Source organism: Staphylococcus sp. acrmy, assembly GCF_022690565.1.
In the GTDB taxonomy this organism is placed as follows: Bacteria; Bacillota; Bacilli; order Staphylococcales; family Staphylococcaceae; genus Staphylococcus; species Staphylococcus caledonicus.
In genome coordinates this window covers 1-21,622 of the sequence record NZ_JALCVE010000013.1, presented here as the reverse complement: position 1 = coordinate 21,622, position 21,622 = coordinate 1, and the positions used below count along the sequence as shown (strand labels likewise).

Sequence of the window (21,622 nt, the reverse complement as noted above, 5' to 3'; positions counted from 1 at the left end):
GTGCTTATCCTAATAAGCATAGTGCTTTTTGTGTTATTATAGGGAATGTTATAGAATAAGATAATGATTAAACGATATCACTAACTACAGTTTTGTAGATGAACATATAAAATGAAATTCAATGGAGGTACAACGCATGAAATGTATTGTGGGTCTTGGAAATATAGGTAAACGTTTCGAATTAACAAGACACAATATCGGCTTTGAAGTGGTTGATTACATCTTGAAAAACAATCATTTCTCGCTAGATAAACAAAAGTTCAAAGGCGCCTACACAATTGAACGTCTTAATGGAGAAAAAGTCTTATTTATAGAGCCTATGACGATGATGAATCTCTCAGGTGAAGCCGTAGCGCCTCTTATGGACTATTATAATGTTGAAGTAGATGAGTTAATCGTCTTATATGATGATTTAGATCTATCTCAAGGAAATATTCGTTTACGCCAGAAAGGTAGTGCTGGCGGACATAACGGAATGAAATCGATTATTAAACATCTTGGTACAGATCAATTTAAACGTATTCGTATTGGTGTAGGGAGACCAACGAATGGTATGTCAGTTCCTGATTATGTATTACAGAAATTTTCTAAAGAAGAAATGATGACAATGGAGAAAGTGATTGAACATTCAGCGCAAGCCGTTGAAGCATTTATCGAAAGTTCACGCTTTGATCATGTTATGAATGAATATAATGGAGAAGTCAATTGAGATCGATTATTTCAGATTATATTCAGAATGACAAACGTTTCCAGGAACTTGACGAGGTCTTTGGGCAAGAGAATATTCTCGTTACAGGCCTTTCTCCCTCAGCCAAAGCTACAATTATTGCTGAAAAGTATTTAAAAGACGAAAAACAAATGCTGTTGATTACTAATAATTTATATCAAGCTGATAAATTAGAAACAGACATTTTACAATATGTAGATCATTCAGAAGTTTATAAATATCCAGTGCAAGATATTATGACTGAAGAATTTTCAACACAAAGCCCTCAACTTATGAGTGAACGTGTTAGAACACTGACTGCCTTAGCTCATAATGAGAAAGGGTTATTTATCGTTCCATTAAATGGTTTGAAGAAATGGCTCACACCGGTGGACATGTGGAAAGAGCATCAAACGACTTTAAAAGTGGGCGATGATATTGATATTGATGACTTTTTAAATAAATTAGTGAATATGGGATATCGACGTGAAAGTGTCGTCTCCCATATCGGAGAGTTCTCTCTACGTGGAGGGATTATCGATATCTATCCACTTATTGGGCAACCTGTCCGCATCGAGTTGTTTGATACCGAAGTCGATTCAATCCGTGATTTCGATGTTGAAACACAACGTTCTAATGAGAATGTTGAAGAAATAGAGATTACTACGGCGAGTGATTACGTTATTACAGATGGAGTCATTCAACATCTTCAAACCGAATTGCAAGCAGCCTATGAACATACACGTCCGAAGATTGATAAATCTGTACGTAATGATTTGAAAGAAACATATGAAAGCTTCAAATTGTTTGAATCTACATTCTTTGATCATCAATTACTACGACGTCTGGTGTCATTTATGTATGAGCAGCCTTCTACATTGATAGATTATTTCCAAAAGGATGCCATCATTGTAGCTGACGAATATAACCGTATTAAAGAAACGGAGAAAACATTAACGACCGAAGTGGATGACTTTATCCAGAATTTAATAGAGAGTGGGAACGGTTTTATAGGGCAATCATTTATGCAGTATGATGGCTTTGAAACGTTGTTGAATGATTATCCGGTAACCTATTTCACGTTATTTACATCATCTATGCCGGTCCAACTCCAGCATATTATTAAATTTTCATGTAAACCTGTTCAACAGTTCTACGGTCAATACGATATTATGCGTTCAGAATTTCAACGTTTCGTACATAATGACTATACAATTGTCGTCTTAGTTGAAACGGAAACGAAGGTTGACCGTATCCAATCTATGCTAAATGAAATGCATATTCCAACCGTAACAAATGTTCATAGCGACATTGAAACTGGCCAAGCTATCGTAGTAGAAGGCAGTTTATCTGAAGGCTTTGAACTACCGTATATGCAGTTGGTAGTAATTACGGAGCGAGAGCTTTTCAAAACGAAACAGAAGAAACAACGTAAGCGTACGAAGACGATGTCGAACGCTGAAAAAATCAAATCTTATCAAGATCTTAATGTAGGTGACTATATTGTTCACGTACATCATGGTGTTGGACGTTACTTAGGCGTGGAAACATTAGAAGTTGGCGATGTCCATCGAGACTATATTAAGTTGCAATATAAAGGGACAGACCAGCTCTTCGTGCCTGTCGATCAAATGGATCAAGTTCAAAAATATGTGGCTTCAGAAGATAAATCACCACGGTTAAATAAATTGGGCGGTACCGAATGGAAGAAGACGAAAGCGAAAGTTCAACAAAGTGTTGAAGATATTGCCGATGAACTTATTGCACTATATAAAGAACGCGAGATGTCAGTAGGGTATCAATATGGCGAAGATACAGCTGAACAAAGTGCGTTTGAAATGGATTTCCCATACGAGTTAACGCCTGACCAAGCGAAGTCTATTGAAGAGATTAAAGGTGATATGGAACGTGAACGTCCAATGGATCGCTTATTATGTGGTGATGTGGGTTACGGTAAGACAGAAGTTGCGGTACGTGCTGCGTTTAAAGCAGTGATGGAAGGAAAACAAGTCGCCTTCTTAGTACCAACAACGATTTTAGCCCAACAACATTACGAAACATTAATTGAACGTATGCAAGATTTCCCAGTACAAATTGAATTGGTTAGCCGCTTCCGTTCCACTAAAGAGATTAAAGAAACGAAAGAAGGCTTAAAATCTGGGTATGTAGATATCGTCGTGGGTACGCATAAACTACTAAGTAAAGACATTCAATATAAAGATTTAGGCTTACTTATTGTCGATGAAGAACAACGATTTGGTGTACGCCACAAAGAGCGTATTAAAACGATGAAAACGAATGTCGACGTGTTAACATTAACAGCAACACCAATTCCAAGAACATTGCACATGAGTATGTTGGGCGTCCGCGATTTATCCGTCATTGAAACACCGCCAGAGAATCGTTTCCCAGTCCAAACCTATGTGCTAGAACAAAACAGTAATTTTATCAAAGAAGCATTAGAACGTGAATTATCACGTGACGGCCAGGTATTCTATCTTTATAACAGAGTGCAATCGATTTATGAGAAACGTGAACAATTACAGATGCTGATGCCGGATGCAAATATTACAGTCGTTCACGGTCAAATGACTGAACGTGACCTGGAAGAAACGATGTTGAGCTTTATCAATGGTGAATACGATATCTTAGTGACAACGACAATTATCGAAACAGGTGTCGACGTACCGAATGCGAATACGCTAATTATTGAAGAAGCCGATCGTTTTGGCCTTAGCCAGTTGTATCAATTGCGAGGCCGTGTTGGACGTTCAAGTCGAATTGGCTATGCTTATTTCTTACATTCAACGCATAAAGTATTAACCGAGACGGCAGAAGAGCGTCTCCAAGCGATTAAAGAATTTACCGAATTAGGCTCAGGATTTAAAATTGCAATGCGCGATTTAAACATTCGAGGTGCTGGTAACTTATTAGGTAAGCAACAACATGGCTTTATCGATTCTGTCGGCTTTGACCTCTATTCACAAATGTTAGAAGAAGCGGTTAATGAAAAACGCGGTATTAAAGAAGAGGAGCCGGATGCACCTGAAGTTGAAATGGAATTGCATCTTGACGCCTATTTACCGGCAGAATATATTCAAAATGAACAAGCTAAAATTGAAATATATAAAAAGCTTCGTAAAGTCGAAACGCAAGAACAATTAATGGATATCAAAGATGAGTTAATTGACCGCTTCAATGATTATCCGATCGAAGTAGAACGCTTGTTAGAAATGGTTGAAATTAAAATTCATGCTTTACACGCAGGTGTGACGTTAATTAAAGATAAAGGCAAACAACTTGAAGTCTTCTTATCTGCTAAAGGCACTGAACAAATGAATGGTGAAGAATTATTCAAACAGACGCAGCCATTAGGACGCGCTATGAAACTAGGCGTAAAAGAAGGTAAAATGCAAATCACGCTAACTAAATCTAAACAGTGGCTCGAGAATTTAAAATTCTTAGTTAAATGTCTTGAAGGAAGTATGGTTATTGAAAATGAACTCTAAGCAATCGCTTAAACCTGAGAATGTGCAAACTGACACATCATCGCAGTCATCGACATTCAATGGGGTAGTCATTTTGACGGTAGCATTGATTATAGTAAAGGTGTTAAGTGCCATTTATCGCGTACCTTACCAGAATGTACTTGGAGATACTGGTCTATATGCGTATCAACAAATTTATCCGATTGTCGCATTAGGCATGATACTCTCCATGAATGCTATACCTAGTGCAGTTACTCAAACACTAGGCAACAATGGTGAGGCGTCAGCATTTTCCAAAGTGCTAATCTGGTTTCAAGTTATAGGAGCGATTATCTTTGGGATTACCCTTATCTTGGCACATCCATTGGCTACATTAATGGGGGATCCGCGTCTCGCACCTATGCTTAGAATGGCAAGTTTAAGCTACCTTTTCATTGGTGTACTCGGTGTGTTCCGTGGCTTTTATCAAAGTCGACAACGTATGAACCTGCCAGCTATTTCTCAGGTAATAGAACAATTTATTCGCGTTAGTTTTATTATTGTAGCCATTGGATTATTTATGGTAAGAGATTGGACCGTTTATCAAGCTGGTACCATCGCTATCTTGGCATCGTTGCTCGGATTTTTAGGTTCTAGTATCTTTTTAATATTTACAAGACCTTTCCCTTTGAAAATGCAGTCCCAAATTAACGCCATTCCTTGGCAACGCTTATTTATGGCCACGCTTATCTTTGCGTTGAGTCAATTACTAGTCATTCTATGGCAATTTATTGATAGCTTCACGGTAGTCCATACCTTACAAGCATACGGTTTACATTTTAAAGAAGCGATTACACAAAAAGGGATTTATGATCGAGGAGCTTCGTTTATTCAAATGGGGCTTATTGTAACGACAACATTTAGCTTTGTCCTCATTCCATTGTTAACAGAAGCTATCGCGCAACATAATCATGTAAAAATGAACCGTTACGCCAATGCCTCATTGAAAATTACAATATTAATCAGTGCAGCGGCAGGTATCGGATTAATCAATTTATTACCTATGATGAATCACATCTTCTTTAAAACGAATAGTCTAAGTGCCACACTAGACTTTTACATGTTAACCGTAATTTGTGTCTCGCTGATTATGATGGATATTGCGCTATTACAAGTACTTAACCGTATTCAACCTATTTTGATTGGTGTTGTCATCGGCTTAGTATCTAAAGGATTATTCAATGTAATCTTCACCCATCATATTGGTATCTTAGGCGCAAGTGTAAGTACAGTACTGTCACTCACACTCTTTGGGATAATCTTACATTATGAGGTGACGAAGCATTATCGATTTACTCGAATGCGAAGATTCATTTTGAAAATGATTACTGCACTTGGCATCATGACCCTTATCATTCAAACGGTCATGCACATATTGCCATCTGTCGGCCGTTTAGGTGGGCTTGTTGAATTATTGATTGTAGCCATGATAGGTGTTGCCGTATTATTAATAGCAGTAGTATATATGAACATTTTAGAATATAAAGAATTAAAACATTTACCGTTTGGTGATAAGTTGTATCATATGAAGAAAGGAAGACGTTAATGGGACATACAATTACAGTTGTTGGCTTGGGAAACTATGATCTTGAAGACTTGCCGTTAGGAATTTATCGTTTCTTAACGCAACAACCACACGCTTATGCACGTACACTCGACCACCCAGTGATTAAAAGCTTACAAGACGAACTTCATTTCGAAAGTTTCGACCACATTTATGAAGCTAACGAAGCATTTGATGATGTCTACCAACAAATTGTAGACACATTAATTGAGAAAGCTCAGACAGAGGATGTGGTGTATGCAGTTCCTGGCCATCCCCGCGTAGCTGAAACGACGACAGCTAAGTTGCTTGAATATAACGCAACACACGACGATATAGACGTTAAAGTTCTAGGCGGTAAAAGCTTTATCGATGACGTCTTTGCGGCTATTGGCGAAGACCCTAACGATGGTTTCACCTTATTGGATGGTACTGCACTAGCTGAAAATACCTTGAACATACGTACACATACATTAATTACACAAGTATATAGCGCTATGGTGGCAGCAGACATCAAAATTACGTTAATGGAACGTTATCCTGATGACTTTTTAGTGTCGATTGTAACCGGTGCGCACAGTACAGGGGCTTCTGTACTTAGAGTGCCATTGTATGAACTCGATCATCATGAAGAGGCATTTAATAATTTAACAAGTGTCTTTGTACCTAAAGTGACTGACGAGGAAGCGATGTATCAAGACTTCGACTTTGCCGTTCAAATTATTGATCGATTAGTTGATGATGAAAAAGGTTGTCCTTGGGATCGTATACAAACACATGATTCATTAAAACGTTATTTAATCGAAGAAAGCTTTGAATTATTTGAAGCGATTGATAATGAAGACGATTGGCATATGATAGAGGAACTTGGTGACATCTTGTTACAAGTGCTCTTACATGCAAGTATTGGTAAAAAAGAAGGCTACATTGATATTAAAGAAATCATCGAAAGTTTAACTGCTAAGATGATTCGTCGTCATCCACACATTTTCGGAGAAGAAAACGCAGAGTCAGTTGAAGATTTAAATGAAATATGGAAGATAGCCAAAAGTAAAGAAGGTAAAACGCCTCGCATGAAATTTGAGAAAGTATTTGCAGACCATTTCATGTCATTGTATGATAAAACCAAAAATAAGGATTTTGACGAAGAAACCCTTAGAAATTATTTGCAACAAGGGGAGAGAAATTCATGAGATTAGATAAATATTTAAAAGTATCACGACTTGTTAAACGTCGTACGCTAGCTAAAGAAATCAGCGATCAAGGTCGTATCACAGTTAACGGCAATGTCGCTAAAGCTGGCACAGATGTTAAAGTTGAAGACGAATTAGTCATTCGTTTCGGCCAAAAGCTTGTCACAGTAAAAGTAACTGGTTTAAGTGAACATGCATCGAAAGAGAATGCTAAAGGAATGTATGATTTGATAAAAGAAGAGCGCATTAATAATAATCAAGTTGATGACGAATAGATTGAAGGAAGTGACAAGCTATGAGTAAAAAGGTAGAAGAAATCGGTAACCAGTATACCTCTGAGAGAAATCGTAAAAGAAAGCGTCAACAGAAAAAAATGAAAATTGTACGACGCAGAGTCACTGTCTTTGGAGGTCTATTGTTAGCGATTATAGTCATTCTATCCATCATGCTTGTCTTCCAAAAACACAGCAATGATCAAATGGCGGTTGAACGTAAACAAAAAGAAGAACAATTTCAAAAGAAACAAGATGAAGAAATTGCTTTAAAAGAAGAACTGAATAATTTAAACGATAAAGATTATATAGAAAAAGTCGCTAGAGATGATTATTATTTAAGTAATAAAGGTGAGGTTATTTTCAAATTACCTGATAAAGATGATAAGTCTTCCAAATCTAAATCTTCCGATGATAATTCAAAATAATCGAGCTTAATTATTGTTGTCTCGGACGGGTTTAAAATAATCGTTTTATAGCATTGTGAAAAAGTTAAAACAGGAATATAATAAGGTTAAAATCGAAACAAAATCGGGAGGATTCATTTAGAATATGTCAATCGAAGTAGGAAACAAGCTAAAAGGTAAAGTTACAGGTATCAAAAAATTTGGTGCATTTGTAGAGTTACCTGAAGGAAAAAGTGGCTTAGTTCATATCAGTGAAGTGGCTGATAACTATGTTGAGAATGTTGAAGATCACTTATCAGTTGGAGATGAAGTTGAAGTTAAAGTGTTATCTATCGCAGACGACGGTAAAATTAGCCTTTCAATTAAAAAAGCGAAAGACCGTCCTCGTAGACCACATCATAAAACTAGTCAAAATAAACCACCACAACCAAAAGGTGAAGATTTTGAAAAGAAATTAAGTAATTTCCTAAAAGATAGTGAAGATAAATTAACTTCTATCAAGCGTCAAACTGAATCTCGACGCGGCGGTAAGGGTTCTAGACGTTAATTAATATATTCTTGTGATAATAACTAGGTAAGCTATCGAGATTGAGATATAGGGAAATCGGGCTCTAGGAAGCCGATAAACGGTGTCCCAATCTCTACATCCTAGATAATTTAATAAGATAACGATTGTTGCACTAGAAGAAAGCCATAAGATATTATATGAGCTTAGTTACTTTGTGCGGGGTGGGACATAGAATTCAATGTTGAATTTTAGTTCCACTCCTTTTTTCATGAGATAATAAGAGTGAGCCAAGGAATGATAGTACATTAAGATAAGAAGGTGAATGACGTGAAAGTGAATACGCCACTTTGGAAAGAAACAGATCATATTGTCCTCGCAGTTTCAACAGGCGTAGACAGTATGTGTCTATTACATCGTTTACTATTTGAATTACGCCACACCTATAAAAAACTTACATGCTTACATGTTAACCACGGTTTACGACAAGCATCGCAACAAGAAGAACAATTTATCAAAGATTACTGTGCACAACATAGCATCTCTTGTTATATTAAACATTTAGACCTTTCAAACTTAGTCGCACAAGGTAAAAGTATTCAAGCAGACGCTCGACATAAGCGCTATGAGTGGTTCGATACTATGATGCATGACTTAGAAGCGGATGTTTTAGTCACAGCTCATCATTTAAATGATCAACTTGAGACAATTTTTTATCGTGTGTTTACTGGACGCTCAACACGGAATTCATTAGGTATAGCCGATACTTCTTGGCGTCATCATTATAAAATATGTCGGCCATTATTAGATACATTTAAAGATGATATTCGTGCTTACCAACAACGCCATCAGGTGCCATATTACGAAGACCATTCAAACCATGATAATAAATACACACGTAATGATATTCGTAATCGTATCTTGCCTATGATTGATAGCAATGTAGATCTCGATAGTACACAACTGTTAAAATTAAAACATTGGCATGATACTCAACTACGTCTTACTCACCAACGTGTAGAGTGCTTTATGAATGCTAATATACATAAAGACAGTCTAGAATATTTTCAATGTAAGAGAGATGAATTTAATGCCCTTGATGAAATAGCTAAAATGGTGTTATTAGATAAACTAATTGAACATATACATCTAGATAAAACCTTTTCAGAAAAGAATTATCGAGAATGGTTTGAACAAATCTCAAGTCAAACAGCACAATTTGAAATAACTCTTTCTGAAAAATGGATAATTCAAATTGCTTATGATAAATTTATACTAATGGCAAAAAATAAGGAACCTATATTAGACGAGCAAATCATTACGCACGCAGATACATATCGATTTGGACATTATCGTATTACGATTTCTTCAGATTTGGCTATGCAACATTTCCCTTTAACGATTCGAACACGTCATAATGGTGATAAATTTAAATTAAATGGTCAAAATGGCCATAAAAAAGTAAGTCGGCTACTGATAGATTATAAAATTGATAATGACGACCGTGCCCAAATGCCATTAGTTGAAGATCAACAACACAATATTATTGCCATAGGTGATTTATATATTGCTGAGGCATACGATAAATATATCGAGATTAAGAAATTGGAGATGAATGAGAAATGAAGAACGATTTAAAAGAAATTTTGTTAACCGAAGAAGATATTCAAAATATCTGTAAAGACTTGGGTGAACAATTAACTAAGGACTATAAAGACAAACCACTTGTATGTGTAGGAATTTTAAAAGGATCTGTAATGTTTATGGCAGATTTGATTAAACGTATCGATACACACTTAGCAATCGACTTTATGGATGTTTCAAGCTATCACGGTGGTACTGAATCTACAGGTGAAGTTCAAATTTTGAAAGATTTAAGTTCTTCTATTGAAAATAAAGACGTCCTAATCATTGAAGATATCTTAGAAACTGGTACAACTTTAAAATCAATTACCGAACTTTTACAGTCACGTAAAGTAAATTCACTAGAAATTGTAACTTTATTAGACAAACCAAACCGTCGTAAAGCAGATATCGAAGCTAAATATGTTGGTAAGAAAATTCCTGACGAATTCGTTGTGGGCTATGGTTTAGACTATGCTGAACATTACCGTAACTTACCTTACATTGGCACATTAAAAGCAGAAATTTATAGCAAATAAATTAATGAATTTCGATTTTAAAGATATTAAATAGGGTTTAAGATATAATAACTATACTTAAATATCAATTTGGTGTAGACTCATTTTATATTCTTAAATTCCTATTCAAAATATAGAATATTTTTATCTGATACATGCTTACATTTTTCAGATAGAAGTAGTTTCAAACGATTGATATTATGGGGAATTTGAAAAGTGATACAAAAGTTGAAATGCTAGCCTTTAAAAGAAGTATTGTGTTACAATTTTTGTTAGCTTTATTATAGAAATAGGAGGAAATGACGCATGCAGAAAGCTTTTCGCAATGTGCTAGTTATCGCAATTATTGGCGTTATTATATTCGGCGTATTTTCTTACATAAATGGGAATGGTAATACTCCGAAACAACTTTCCTATTCACAATTTGTAGAGAAATTGGATAAAGGAGACTTGAAAACCTTAGAAATCCAACCTGAACAAAATGTGTACTTGGTAAGTGGTAAAACTAAAAATGATGAAGATTACTCTTCAACTATTTTATACAACAACGAAAAAGACTTACAACAAATTACAAATGAAGTCAAAAGCCAAAAGGGATTAGATTTTACAGTTAAAGAAGAAGAAAAACAAAGTGTCTTTGTAAGCATGTTAACTACACTTATTCCTGTATTAATTATCGCTTTATTATTTATATTCTTCCTTAGCCAAGCACAAGGTGGCGGCGGTGGCGGTCGTATGATGAACTTTGGTAAATCCAAAGCTAAAATGTACGATAACCAAAAACGTCGTGTACGTTTCTCTGATGTTGCTGGCGCAGACGAAGAAAAACAAGAGTTAATTGAAATTGTAGATTTCTTAAAAGATAATAAGAAATTCAAACAAATGGGATCAAGAATACCTAAAGGGGTATTACTTGTAGGCCCTCCAGGTACTGGTAAAACATTATTAGCACGTGCCGTAGCGGGAGAAGCTGGCGCACCTTTCTTCTCAATCAGTGGTTCTGATTTCGTTGAGATGTTTGTGGGTGTTGGTGCAAGCCGTGTACGTGACTTATTCGAAAACGCTAAGAAAAACGCACCATGTATCATCTTTATCGATGAAATTGATGCGGTTGGTCGTCAACGTGGCGCCGGTGTTGGTGGCGGTCACGATGAACGTGAACAAACGCTTAACCAATTACTAGTTGAAATGGATGGTTTCGGTGAAAACGAAGGTATCATCATGATTGCTGCAACTAACCGTCCTGATATTCTAGACCCAGCGTTATTACGTCCAGGTCGTTTCGACAGACAAATTCAAGTGGGTCGTCCAGATGTTAAAGGCCGTGAAGCTATTCTTCATGTACATGCTAAGAACAAGCCACTTGATGAAACGGTAGACTTAAAAGCAATCTCACAAAGAACACCAGGTTTCTCTGGTGCCGACTTAGAGAACTTATTAAATGAAGCTTCATTAATTGCTGCGCGTGAAGGTAAAAACAAAATTGACATGCGTGACATTGAAGAAGCAACGGACCGTGTTATCGCTGGACCAGCTAAAAAATCACGTGTTATTTCTGAAAAAGAACGCAATATCGTAGCACACCACGAAGCAGGACATACGGTTATCGGTATGGTGCTTGATGAAGCAGAAGTGGTACACAAGGTTACTATCGTGCCACGTGGTCAAGCTGGCGGTTACGCAATGATGTTACCTAAACAAGATCGTTACTTAATGACTGAACCAGAATTATTAGATAAGATTTGTGGTCTCTTAGGTGGACGTGTATCTGAAGATATTAACTTCCACGAAGTATCTACAGGTGCATCTAATGATTTTGAAAGAGCGACGCAAATTGCCCGTTCTATGGTAACTGAATATGGTATGAGTAAAAAACTCGGACCATTACAATTCTCAAGTAGTAGCGGCGGACAAGTGTTCTTAGGTAAAGATATGCAAGGCGAACCTAACTACTCAGGTCAAATCGCTTATGAAATTGATAAAGAAGTACAACGTATTATTAAAGAACAATATGAACGTTGTAAACAAATCTTATTAGAACATGAAAAAGAACTTAAACTTATCGCTAAAACATTATTAACTGAAGAAACATTAGTAGCAGAACAAATTCGCTCATTATTCTACGACGGTACTTTACCAGAAGTGGATTACGATTCTGCACGTGTTGTTAAAAAAGATGACGATTCAGATTTTAATCATGGAAAATATGGTAAATCTTACGATGACATCCGTGAAGAACAACGTGATGACGATAACGAAGATGACCACGGTCATTGTCATGATAATAGTGATGACACTCGTAGAGATCAACAAAGAGATGGTAGAGATAACCATGCTGGACATGATCGTTTACGTGACGATTCACACGATAGAAATCATAGAGATTCAGATGGCCAAGATGAAACAGGTTATGAGCAATCTCCTAATATCGACAAACCATTTAATCCAAACAATCCAGACAACAGATAATTGATAAAGTTTATAGTTTAAACTCAATCTCCTTCACTAAGTTTAATCCCCTTAGTAGAAGGAGATTTTTTGTTTTTTCAATAGATTTAATAATTGTAGTCGTCTAATTTTAATTTTACGTTATAATAGTTATGTAAAGCGCACAATAATATATTAATGTTCAATTTATAATCAGCAATATGAATTATTTTATATTATGTAACTTACATCGACCGTCTCATTAAATGTTGAAACTATAAGGAGGAGGAATTTTGAGAAAAGTACTTACAACGCTAATGATGTTATTAATATGTTCATTAGTTATGTCACCTGTTGTTCAAGCACAACAATCACCAGTCGATATTGCTAAACAACAGAATAAATACATAGATGAAAAATATAACCCTAAAGGCATGGTAGTAACAGCCGATAATGGGCAAATAGTATATGAATATCATAAAAATAAAAAAGTTGATCCTGCATCAACAACTAAATTAATGACTATGTTTTTAATATATGATGATATTAAATCCGGTAAAATTAAAATGGACGATAATGTTAAAATTACGTCTAGATACGCTGCAATGTCACAATTACCCAATCTAACTACATTTCCGCTTCAACAGGGACAAACGTTCACTATTAATCAATTGTTAAAACAAGCAGCACTTGAATCGAGTAATGCAGCTACATTAGTGTTAGCAGAACATATCGACGGGGATTCATCTAAATTTACGGATCGCATGAACGATAAAGCTAAAAAGTTAGGAATGAAAGATACATATTTCACTAATCCAAGTGGTGCTAATAACAATCTTATTAAACCTTTTGACCTTAAAAGTTATAAAGATGAGACTGTTTCACGCACTACAGCATATGATATGGCATTGCTTGCTAACCAAATACTAAAGGTACATCCTGAACTCTTAGACATTACAAAACTTACAAGTGATACGCAAAAGAACATTGAATTACATAATACTAATACTTCATTACCTAATGAGGTAGATGGGATGAAAGATGTTGATGGTTTGAAGACTGGTACAAGTACGCAAGGATATAATCTTGTGTTAACTGCCAAACGTCATCATTTAAGGATTAATACAGATATCTTTAATATTCAGCCTTATCCTGATGACACCGCGAAACATGCGCGTCAACAATTAGCGAATATACTAACAGAACAAGCATTTGAAAAATATGAATATCGAAAAGTGATGACAAAAGGTAAACATGAAATTGGCGATAAAAAAATGATTGTTGAAAAAGATTTATATGATTTAGTGCCTAAAGATAAAAGTAAATACAAATTGAAAATTTCAGAAGATCAACGCTTATATGTTGATTACAATCGTGATTTTATAAAAGGACATCATGCGCCTAGTGTAAAAGTTGAAAACTATGAAAGTCCTCTTAAAGTATTTTTTCATATCTGCCTAGCAATTTTCGGGCTAATTTTATTCGCCTTCTTAGTAATGTTTGGTATTAAAATATATATTAAGAACAATTAGATACATGGATTTTTAAAAGTTATTTAATTTATAGAAGAACATTGAAATCATTGAAATTGTTATTGGTTTCGGTGTTCTTTTTAGTTTAAAATAGGCTTAATGTACTCATTTACATACCAAAGCAAGTTACTTCATATTCTTATTAAACCAGTGTAGAATAAATATCCTTAAAGATAAGACATTACTCAGTCCACATTTTAAAAATAAATAATATAAAATTAGATGTAATAAAGGAGATAAACACAATGACACATGATTATATTGTGAAATCATTAGCTTTTGATGGAGAAATTCGTGCGTACGCGACGATCACTACAGAATCGGTACAAGAAGCACAAACACGTCATTATACATGGCCGACTGCTTCAGCTGCGATGGGTAGAACGATGACTGCTACACTCTTAATGGGTGCGATGTTAAAAGGTGACCAAAAATTGACTGTCACAGTAGATGGTAAAGGACCTATCGGACGTATTATCGCGGATGCAGATGCTCAAGGTAATGTGCGTGCGTATGTAGATAAACCTCAAACTCACTTCCCGTTAAACGAACAAGGTAAATTAGATGTAAGACGTGCAGTAGGTACAGACGGTTCAATTCAAGTCGTTAAAGATGTCGGCATGAAGGATTACTTCTCTGGTGCTAGTCCGATTGTCTCAGGAGAATTAGGTGAAGATTTCACATACTACTTTGCGACAAGTGAACAAACACCTTCTTCAGTGGGATTAGGCGTGCTAGTTAACCCTGATAACTCTATAAAAGCTGCCGGCGGATTTATCATTCAAGTTATGCCTGGCGCTAAAGATGAAACAGTAACTAAATTGGAAAATGCCATTAATAATATGAAACCTGTATCTAAACTAATTGAAGAAGGTTTAACACCAGAAGGTCTGTTAAATGAAATTCTAGGTACAGAGAATGTGCAAATGTTAGAAACAGTAGATGCACAATTTGAATGTAACTGTAGTCATGAGAAATTCCTTAATGCCATTAAAGGTTTAGGAGAAGCTGAAGTTCAAGATATGATTAAAGAAGATCACGGTGCCGAAGCGGTATGTCATTTCTGTGGTAATAAATATAACTACTCTGAAGGCGAATTAGAAGAATTATTGACTACAATGAAAGCTTAAAAATAGGGGGAGTTGGGCTCTCAACCTCCTAGCCTATTGATTTAAGGCGGTAAACAAGTGTTTATCGTCTCTTTTTTAGGGGAAAATTAACGACGTAAACGTAAAAAGTAACTTTTTATAGCTTAACGAAAGAATTAGCTTTGTCTTTTTAGAAAATTCTGATAGAATATAAGTATATCCGATAAAACAACTAAGTTTTAAATTAGAATGATAAAGGAGCGTTTTTCAATGGCACAAAAACCAGTAGATAATATTACGCAAATTATTGGTAATACACCAGTCGTAAAATTAAGAAACGTAGTAGACGAAGATGCAGCAGATGTTTATGTAAAATTAGAATATCAAAATCCAGGTGGCTCAGTTAAAGACCGTATCGCCTTAGCGATGATTGAAAAAGCTGAAAAAGAAGGCAAAATTAAACCTGGCGATACAATCGTTGAACCAACAAGTGGTAACACAGGTATTGGTTTAGCTTTCGTATGTGCTGCTAAAGGTTATAAAGCAGTATTTACAATGCCTGACACAATGAGTTCTGAACGTCGTAATTTATTAAAAGCATACGGTGCAGAATTAGTCTTAACACCAGGTTCAGAAGCTATGAAAGGTGCTATTAAAAAAGCCAAAGAATTAAAAGAAGAACACGGCTATTTCGAACCACAACAATTCGAAAACCCAGCTAATCCTGAAGTACACGCATTAACAACTGGTCCAGAATTAGTTGAACAATTTGAAGGTAAACAAATTGACGCATTCTTAGCAGGTGTAGGTACGGGTGGTACATTATCTGGTGCAGGTAAAGTCTTAAAAGACAAATATCCTAACATTGAAATCGTTGCGATTGAACCAGAAGCATCTCCAGTATTAAGTGGTGGAGACCCAGGTCCTCATAAATTACAAGGTTTAGGTGCAGGTTTCGTACCTGATACATTAAACACTGAAATTTATGATAGCATCATTAAAGTTGGCAACGAAACAGCAATGGAAACATCTCGTCGTGTAGCTAAAGAAGAAGGTATCTTAGGAGGTATCTCTTCAGGTGCTGCTATCTACGCAGCTATCCAAAAAGCAAAAGAATTAGGTAAAGGTAAAACAGTTGTAACTGTACTACCAAGTAACGGTGAACGTTACCTATCTACACCTTTATATTCATTCGAAGATTAATTGAATATTATATCGTTTTAGGCTGGGGCATTTATTTAAAATGTCTCAGCTTTTCTTTTTTGAAAAGGTAGTAACCTTATATGTAATATTGCATGGGACATGCGTAAGTACAGATACTGAAATCATTGCCGATAGAATGGTATCATTAAATATAAGTAAAGGTTAGGACACAATAGTGCTTTGGAGAAAAAGTTAATACGTTTCTAAAGTATAAATTATCGAAGACCTAGGTCTATTCATTTTCAAATTTAGCAAAGGGTGACAAAAATGACTAAAACAAAAATTATGGGTATCTTAAACGTGACGCCAGATTCATTCTCTGACGGAGGCAAATACAATTCAGTTGAAAAAGCCGTGGTTCGCGCAAAAGAAATGATTGAAGAAGGCGTGGATATTATTGATGTAGGAGGCGTATCTACAAGACCTGGCTACACAGAAATTTCAATAGAAGAGGAATTAGAGCGTGTTGTACCTGTAGTTAAAGAATTAGCTCAATTTAACGTTCAAATTTCTGTAGATACATATCGAAGTGAAGTGGCGGAAGCATGCTTAAAACTTGGCGCAACAATGATTAATGACCAATGGGCTGGGTTATATGATCCTAAAATTTTAGAAAAAGTAGCTGAATATAACGCAGAGATTGTGCTCATGCATAATGGCGACGGACATCGAGAACAACCTGTTGTCGAAGAAATGTTGTTATCATTAATGACCCAAGCAAATAAAGCGGAAATGGCTGGTATTCCTCAGCATAAAGTATGGTTAGATCCAGGTATTGGTTTCGCCAAAAGTCGTGAAGAAGAAAATGAAGTTATGGCACGCTTAGACGAACTTGTAGCCACAGAGTATCCCATCTTATTAGCGACAAGCCGTAAACGTTTTATTAAAGAAATGATTGGGACAGAAACAAAGGCGCATGAACGCGATGAAGCAACAGCAGCGACAACGGCCTATGGTATAATGAAAGGCGTTAAAGCTGTACGCGTCCATAATGTGCAATTAAACGCACGTTTAGGTCAAAGTATGGACTTCTTAAAGGAGAATGAAGATGAACGACACAATCTTTCTTAATGGAATGCAATTTTATGCATATCACGGAGCTTTACCTGCAGAGAATGATATCGGTCAAATCTTTAAAGTAGATGTGACGTTGAAAGTTGATTTAGCAGAAGCGGGTGAATCCGACGAGGTTACTGATACAGTACATTATGGAGAGGTGTTCGAAGATGTTAAAGAAATCATGGAAGGACCACCATGTAATTTAATAGAACATCTAGCTGAACGTATTGCAAAACGTATAAATTCACACTATAATCGTGTAATGGAAACGAAAGTCAGAATCACTAAAGAAACCCCACCCATACCAGGATATTATGACGGTGTAGGAATAGAGATAGTGAGGGAGAATCGTTAAATGGTACAAGCGTATTTAGGTTTGGGGAGTAATATTGGTGAAAGAGAACAACAATTGCAAGAAGCTATCAATATGTTAAATAACACTGACGGCATTGAAGTTGTAAATGTATCTCCAATATATGAAACCGCTCCTGTAGGTTATACGGAGCAACCCAATTTTTTAAACTTATGTATAGAGATCGCCACAAAATTGACGCCACAAGCACTCCTTAAAAGTTGCTTTGAAGTAGAACAACGATTACATCGTGTGAGAGAAATTCGTTGGGGCCCGAGAACGCTAGATGTTGATATCTTACTTTACGGAGATGACATAATAGAAGAAGAAAATCTTGTGGTCCCGCACCCACGTATGAGCGAGCGTGCCTTTGTATTAATACCGCTTAATGATATTGCATCAGATAAGATTGAACCTCGTTCACAAAAACCAATAAGTGATTTGGTAATGGCAGATGAGACAGTTAAGAAATATAAAGGTTAAAAGCTTTAATTATGTGGAACATTGAAGTAATGAAATGATTTAAGAATGCTTCATTTACTTTATTGATGTTAAAGGCGACAAGAAGTACATATAACGCTAAACCAAATTAATACTGAATAAAAATGATAGATATCTTGCAAAAATTCCAAAAAACTATATGGAACTATTAGCAGAAAAACAAGAAGCTTAAAGGAGAGAAAGTTATGTCAGAAGAAATGAATGACCAAATGCAGGTCCGCCGTCAAAAACTACAAGAATTAATCGATTTAGGAATTGACCCATTTGGTAAACGCTTTGAACGTTCAGCTACTGCTAGTGAATTAAAAACACAATGGGATGAATTCTCTAAAGAAGAACTACATGACAAAGAAGAAGAAAGTCATGTCTCAATTGCTGGTCGTTTAATGACGAAACGTGGTAAAGGTAAAGCTGGTTTCGCACACGTACAAGATTTAACAGGTCAAATCCAAATTTATGTACGTAAAGATCAAATTGGAGAAGAAGATTTTGATAATCTTTGGAAAAGTGCTGACCTAGGAGATATCGTAGGTATTCAAGGTGTAATGTTCAAAACAAATACTGGTGAATTATCAGTCAAAGCCAAAACATTCACTTTATTATCTAAAGCTTTAAGACCACTACCAGACAAGTTCCATGGTTTACAGGATATTGAACAAAGATATCGTCAACGTTACTTAGATTTAATCACTAACCAAGATAGTACACGTACATTTATTAACCGCAGTAAAATTATTCAAGAAATGCGTAATTTCTTAAATAAAAAAGGCTTTTTAGAAGTAGAAACACCAATGATGCACCAAATCGCAGGTGGTGCTGCGGCACGTCCATTCGTTACGCATCATAATGCTTTAGACGCGACATTGTATATGCGTATTGCGATTGAACTACACTTAAAACGTTTAATCGTCGGTGGACTTGAAAAAGTTTACGAAATTGGCCGTGTATTCCGTAATGAAGGTGTATCTACACGTCATAATCCTGAGTTTACTATGATTGAGTTATATGAAGCATATGCGGATTATCACGACATTATGGATTTAACTGAATCTATGGTTAGACACATTGCTCAAGAAGTATTCGGCTCAGCAAAAGTTCAATATAATGGTGAAGAGATTGATTTAGAATCTGCATGGACACGTTTACACATTGTAGATGCTGTTAAAGAAGCAACTGGTGTGGACTTCTATCAAGTTCAAACTGACGAAGAAGCTAAAGCATTGGCTAAAGAGCATGGTATTGAAATTACTGACAATATGAAATATGGTCATATCTTAAATGAATTCTTTGAACAAAAAGTTGAAGAAACGTTAATTCAACCTACATTCATTTACGGTCACCCTATCGAAATTTCACCGCTAGCTAAGAAAAATCCGGAAGATCCAAGATTCACAGATCGTTTCGAACTCTTTATAGTAGGTAGAGAACATGCCAATGCATTTACAGAGTTAAATGATCCAATCGACCAACGTCAACGTTTCGAAGCACAACTTGTTGAAAAAGAACAAGGCAATGACGAAGCGCATGAAATGGATGAGGATTACATCGAAGCATTAGAATATGGTATGCCTCCAACAGGTGGACTAGGTATCGGTATTGACCGACTAGTAATGTTATTAACAGATTCACCTTCTATTAGAGACGTATTATTATTCCCTTATATGAGACAAAAATAAATACAGATGATTTGAGAACGCTAACTGCTAATGTGGTTAGCGTTTTTTTATATTTTTAAAAGTAATAAAAGATAGGTAGACTTCAAATGAAATTAAATAAGGAGAGGGATTGATCTTAAAGATTGTAAATCACAGTAGCATATGTAACGTCTTTTGATTTATTGGACTCGGGCACAATACTTTATAGTCTAAGCTATGACTTTTAGGGCGTAATAGTATGTAAAACGAAAGAATAAAGTGATAGTAGTGCATTTATGATTACATAAGTAAAAAAGAGGGGAACTTTTCCAGGAAAGTTAAGTAAAAAAAGAGTAGTCAGAGCGCTAACGATGTGCTAATATATTATGAGTGTTCGAAAAACACAGTGTTAGTTAAAACTTTTATTAATAAAAGTTGAAAAACTAATTGACATGAACTTTTAGATATTGTAAGATATAAAAGTCGTCAAAAACGAAAGTTAATTTTGTAAACAACTTGTAAACGAAAGTTTAAGAAAGTGTAAAATTAACTATTGAAAATTAAAACAAACAACATTATAATTGATTGAGTAAGTTATTGTCTGGTGACAATGGCAAGGAGGTCACACCTGTTCCCATGCCGAACACAGAAGTTAAGCTCCTTAGCGCCGATGGTAGTTGGATTTACGTTCCGCTAGAGTAGGACGTTGCCAGGCTTATAAATTGGAGAATTAGCTCAGCTGGGAGAGCATCTGCCTTACAAGCAGAGGGTCGGCGGTTCGAACCCGTCATTCTCCACCATTCAATTATATTGCCGGCCTAGCTCAATTGGTAGAGCAACTGACTTGTAATCAGTAGGTTGGGGGTTCAAGTCCTCTGGCCGGCACCATCTTTGAGCCATTAGCTCAGTTGGTAGAGCATCTGACTTTTAATCAGAGGGTCAGAGGTTCGAATCCTCTATGGCTCATACGATTATTTTATAATCGTTAACGCGGAAGTAGTTCAGTGGTAGAACACCACCTTGCCAAGGTGGGGGTCGCGGGTTCGAATCCCGTCTTCCGCTCCATTATTTTGCCGGGGTGGCGGAACTGGCAGACGCACAGGACTTAAAATCCTGCGGTGAGAGATCACCGTACCGGTTCGATTCCGGTCCTCGGCACCATTTTAAATATAGCGCCCGTAGCTCAATTGGATAGAGCGTTTGACTACGGATCAAGAGGTTATGGGTTCGACTCCTATCGGGCGCGCCATTTAAAATTACTTAAATAACTACATACGGGAAGTAGCTCAGCTTGGTAGAGCACTTGGTTTGGGACCAAGGGGTCGCAGGTTCGAATCCTGTCTTCCCGACTTCTTAAAATATTATGGGGGCTTAGCTCAGCTGGGAGAGCGCCTGCTTTGCACGCAGGAGGTCAGCGGTTCGATCCCGCTAGTCTCCACCATTTAAAGATTTTAGAATGAACATTGAAAACTGAATGACAATATGTCAACGTTAATTCCAATAAGTAACTTAAATGTTACAAACATTATTTA

Annotated in this window: 17 protein-coding genes, 8 tRNA genes and 1 rRNA gene; all 26 read left to right on the top strand. The window is 36.2% G+C overall.

Going from position 1 to position 21,622, the window contains the following annotated elements; translation table 11 throughout:
• Positions 1-136 precede the first annotated feature (136 nt).
• The 26 genes from pth (at position 137) to FH144_RS10965 (ending at position 21,531) form a co-directional block, all read left to right on the top strand.
• On the top strand, positions 137-709 hold the full coding sequence (gene pth / locus FH144_RS11090) for an aminoacyl-tRNA hydrolase (RefSeq protein WP_242315882.1): 573 nt from the start codon (positions 137-139) through the stop codon (positions 707-709).
• Positions 706-4,215, top strand: coding sequence for a transcription-repair coupling factor (gene mfd / locus FH144_RS11085; RefSeq protein WP_242315880.1), 3,510 nt, complete (start codon positions 706-708; stop codon positions 4,213-4,215). Before pth ends, mfd begins: the two co-directional genes overlap by 4 nt.
• On the top strand, positions 4,205-5,779 hold the full coding sequence (locus tag FH144_RS11080; protein WP_242315936.1) for a putative polysaccharide biosynthesis protein: 1,575 nt from the start codon (positions 4,205-4,207) through the stop codon (positions 5,777-5,779). The genes mfd and FH144_RS11080 overlap by 11 nt, the downstream gene beginning before the upstream one ends.
• A complete protein-coding gene (locus FH144_RS11075) occupies positions 5,779-6,969 on the top strand; it encodes a MazG nucleotide pyrophosphohydrolase domain-containing protein (protein WP_242315878.1) in 1,191 nt (396 codons plus the stop codon). The genes FH144_RS11080 and FH144_RS11075 overlap by 1 nt, the downstream gene beginning before the upstream one ends.
• The gene (locus tag FH144_RS11070) at positions 6,966-7,244 is read left to right on the top strand and encodes an RNA-binding S4 domain-containing protein (protein WP_107508152.1); all 279 of its coding nucleotides are present in this window, start codon (positions 6,966-6,968) and stop codon (positions 7,242-7,244) included. Before FH144_RS11075 ends, FH144_RS11070 begins: the two co-directional genes overlap by 4 nt.
• Positions 7,245-7,264: 20 nt before the next feature.
• On the top strand, positions 7,265-7,669 hold the full coding sequence (divIC, locus tag FH144_RS11065; protein ID WP_103165619.1) for a cell division protein DivIC: 405 nt from the start codon (positions 7,265-7,267) through the stop codon (positions 7,667-7,669).
• Positions 7,670-7,793: 124 nt separating this feature from the next.
• On the top strand, positions 7,794-8,195 hold the full coding sequence (locus FH144_RS11060) for a S1 domain-containing RNA-binding protein (RefSeq protein WP_107505805.1): 402 nt from the start codon (positions 7,794-7,796) through the stop codon (positions 8,193-8,195).
• 288 nt (positions 8,196-8,483) lie between these two features.
• Positions 8,484-9,779 carry a tRNA lysidine(34) synthetase TilS gene (gene tilS, locus FH144_RS11055; RefSeq protein ID WP_242315876.1) on the top strand — a complete coding sequence of 432 codons (1,296 nt, stop codon included), beginning with the start codon at positions 8,484-8,486 and terminating at the stop codon, positions 9,777-9,779.
• Positions 9,776-10,315, top strand: coding sequence for a hypoxanthine phosphoribosyltransferase (gene hpt / locus FH144_RS11050; RefSeq protein WP_242315874.1), 540 nt, complete (start codon positions 9,776-9,778; stop codon positions 10,313-10,315). Before tilS ends, hpt begins: the two co-directional genes overlap by 4 nt.
• A 285-nt stretch (positions 10,316-10,600) precedes the next feature.
• The gene (ftsH, locus tag FH144_RS11045; protein ID WP_242315872.1) at positions 10,601-12,763 is read left to right on the top strand and encodes an ATP-dependent zinc metalloprotease FtsH; all 2,163 of its coding nucleotides are present in this window, start codon (positions 10,601-10,603) and stop codon (positions 12,761-12,763) included.
• 251 nt (positions 12,764-13,014) lie between these two features.
• Positions 13,015-14,253, top strand: a complete 1,239-nt coding sequence (gene pbp4 / locus FH144_RS11040; protein WP_242315870.1) for a penicillin-binding protein PBP4 — start codon at positions 13,015-13,017, stop codon at positions 14,251-14,253.
• A gap of 245 nt (positions 14,254-14,498) precedes the next feature.
• A complete protein-coding gene (gene hslO / locus FH144_RS11035; RefSeq protein WP_107508148.1) occupies positions 14,499-15,383 on the top strand; it encodes an Hsp33 family molecular chaperone HslO in 885 nt (294 codons plus the stop codon).
• 228 nt (positions 15,384-15,611) lie between these two features.
• Complete coding sequence (gene cysK, locus FH144_RS11030) at positions 15,612-16,544, top strand: cysteine synthase A (RefSeq protein ID WP_103165624.1); 933 nt, start codon at positions 15,612-15,614, stop codon at positions 16,542-16,544.
• A 267-nt stretch (positions 16,545-16,811) separates the two neighbouring features.
• Positions 16,812-17,615 (top strand): dihydropteroate synthase, encoded by an 804-nt coding sequence (gene folP, locus FH144_RS11025; protein ID WP_242315868.1) that lies wholly within the window; start codon positions 16,812-16,814, stop codon positions 17,613-17,615.
• Positions 17,593-17,958 (top strand): dihydroneopterin aldolase, encoded by a 366-nt coding sequence (gene folB, locus FH144_RS11020; protein ID WP_242315866.1) that lies wholly within the window; start codon positions 17,593-17,595, stop codon positions 17,956-17,958. Before folP ends, folB begins: the two co-directional genes overlap by 23 nt.
• Positions 17,959-18,438: a 2-amino-4-hydroxy-6-hydroxymethyldihydropteridine diphosphokinase gene (gene folK, locus FH144_RS11015; RefSeq protein WP_242315864.1), complete on the top strand. Its 480-nt coding sequence runs from the start codon at positions 17,959-17,961 to the stop codon at positions 18,436-18,438.
• A 203-nt stretch (positions 18,439-18,641) separates the two neighbouring features.
• Entirely contained in the window at positions 18,642-20,132 is a 1,491-nt protein-coding gene (gene lysS, locus FH144_RS11010; RefSeq protein WP_242315862.1) for a lysine--tRNA ligase, read from the top strand.
• A 558-nt stretch (positions 20,133-20,690) separates the two neighbouring features.
• Positions 20,691-20,805: ribosomal RNA gene (gene rrf, locus FH144_RS11005) — 5S ribosomal RNA — on the top strand.
• Positions 20,806-20,814: 9 nt separating this feature from the next.
• A tRNA-Val gene (locus FH144_RS11000) sits at positions 20,815-20,890 on the top strand.
• A 12-nt stretch (positions 20,891-20,902) separates the two neighbouring features.
• A tRNA-Thr gene (locus tag FH144_RS10995) sits at positions 20,903-20,978 on the top strand.
• Between the two features lie 5 nt (positions 20,979-20,983).
• A tRNA-Lys gene (locus FH144_RS10990) sits at positions 20,984-21,056 on the top strand.
• A gap of 24 nt (positions 21,057-21,080) precedes the next feature.
• Positions 21,081-21,155: transfer RNA gene (locus FH144_RS10985), tRNA-Gly, on the top strand.
• Positions 21,156-21,162: 7 nt separating this feature from the next.
• Positions 21,163-21,251 (top strand) — tRNA-Leu (locus FH144_RS10980).
• Positions 21,252-21,262: 11 nt separating this feature from the next.
• Positions 21,263-21,339, top strand: a tRNA-Arg gene (locus tag FH144_RS10975).
• A 26-nt stretch (positions 21,340-21,365) separates the two neighbouring features.
• A tRNA-Pro gene (locus tag FH144_RS10970) sits at positions 21,366-21,439 on the top strand.
• Between the two features lie 16 nt (positions 21,440-21,455).
• Positions 21,456-21,531 (top strand) — tRNA-Ala (locus FH144_RS10965).
• Positions 21,532-21,622 lie beyond the last annotated feature (91 nt).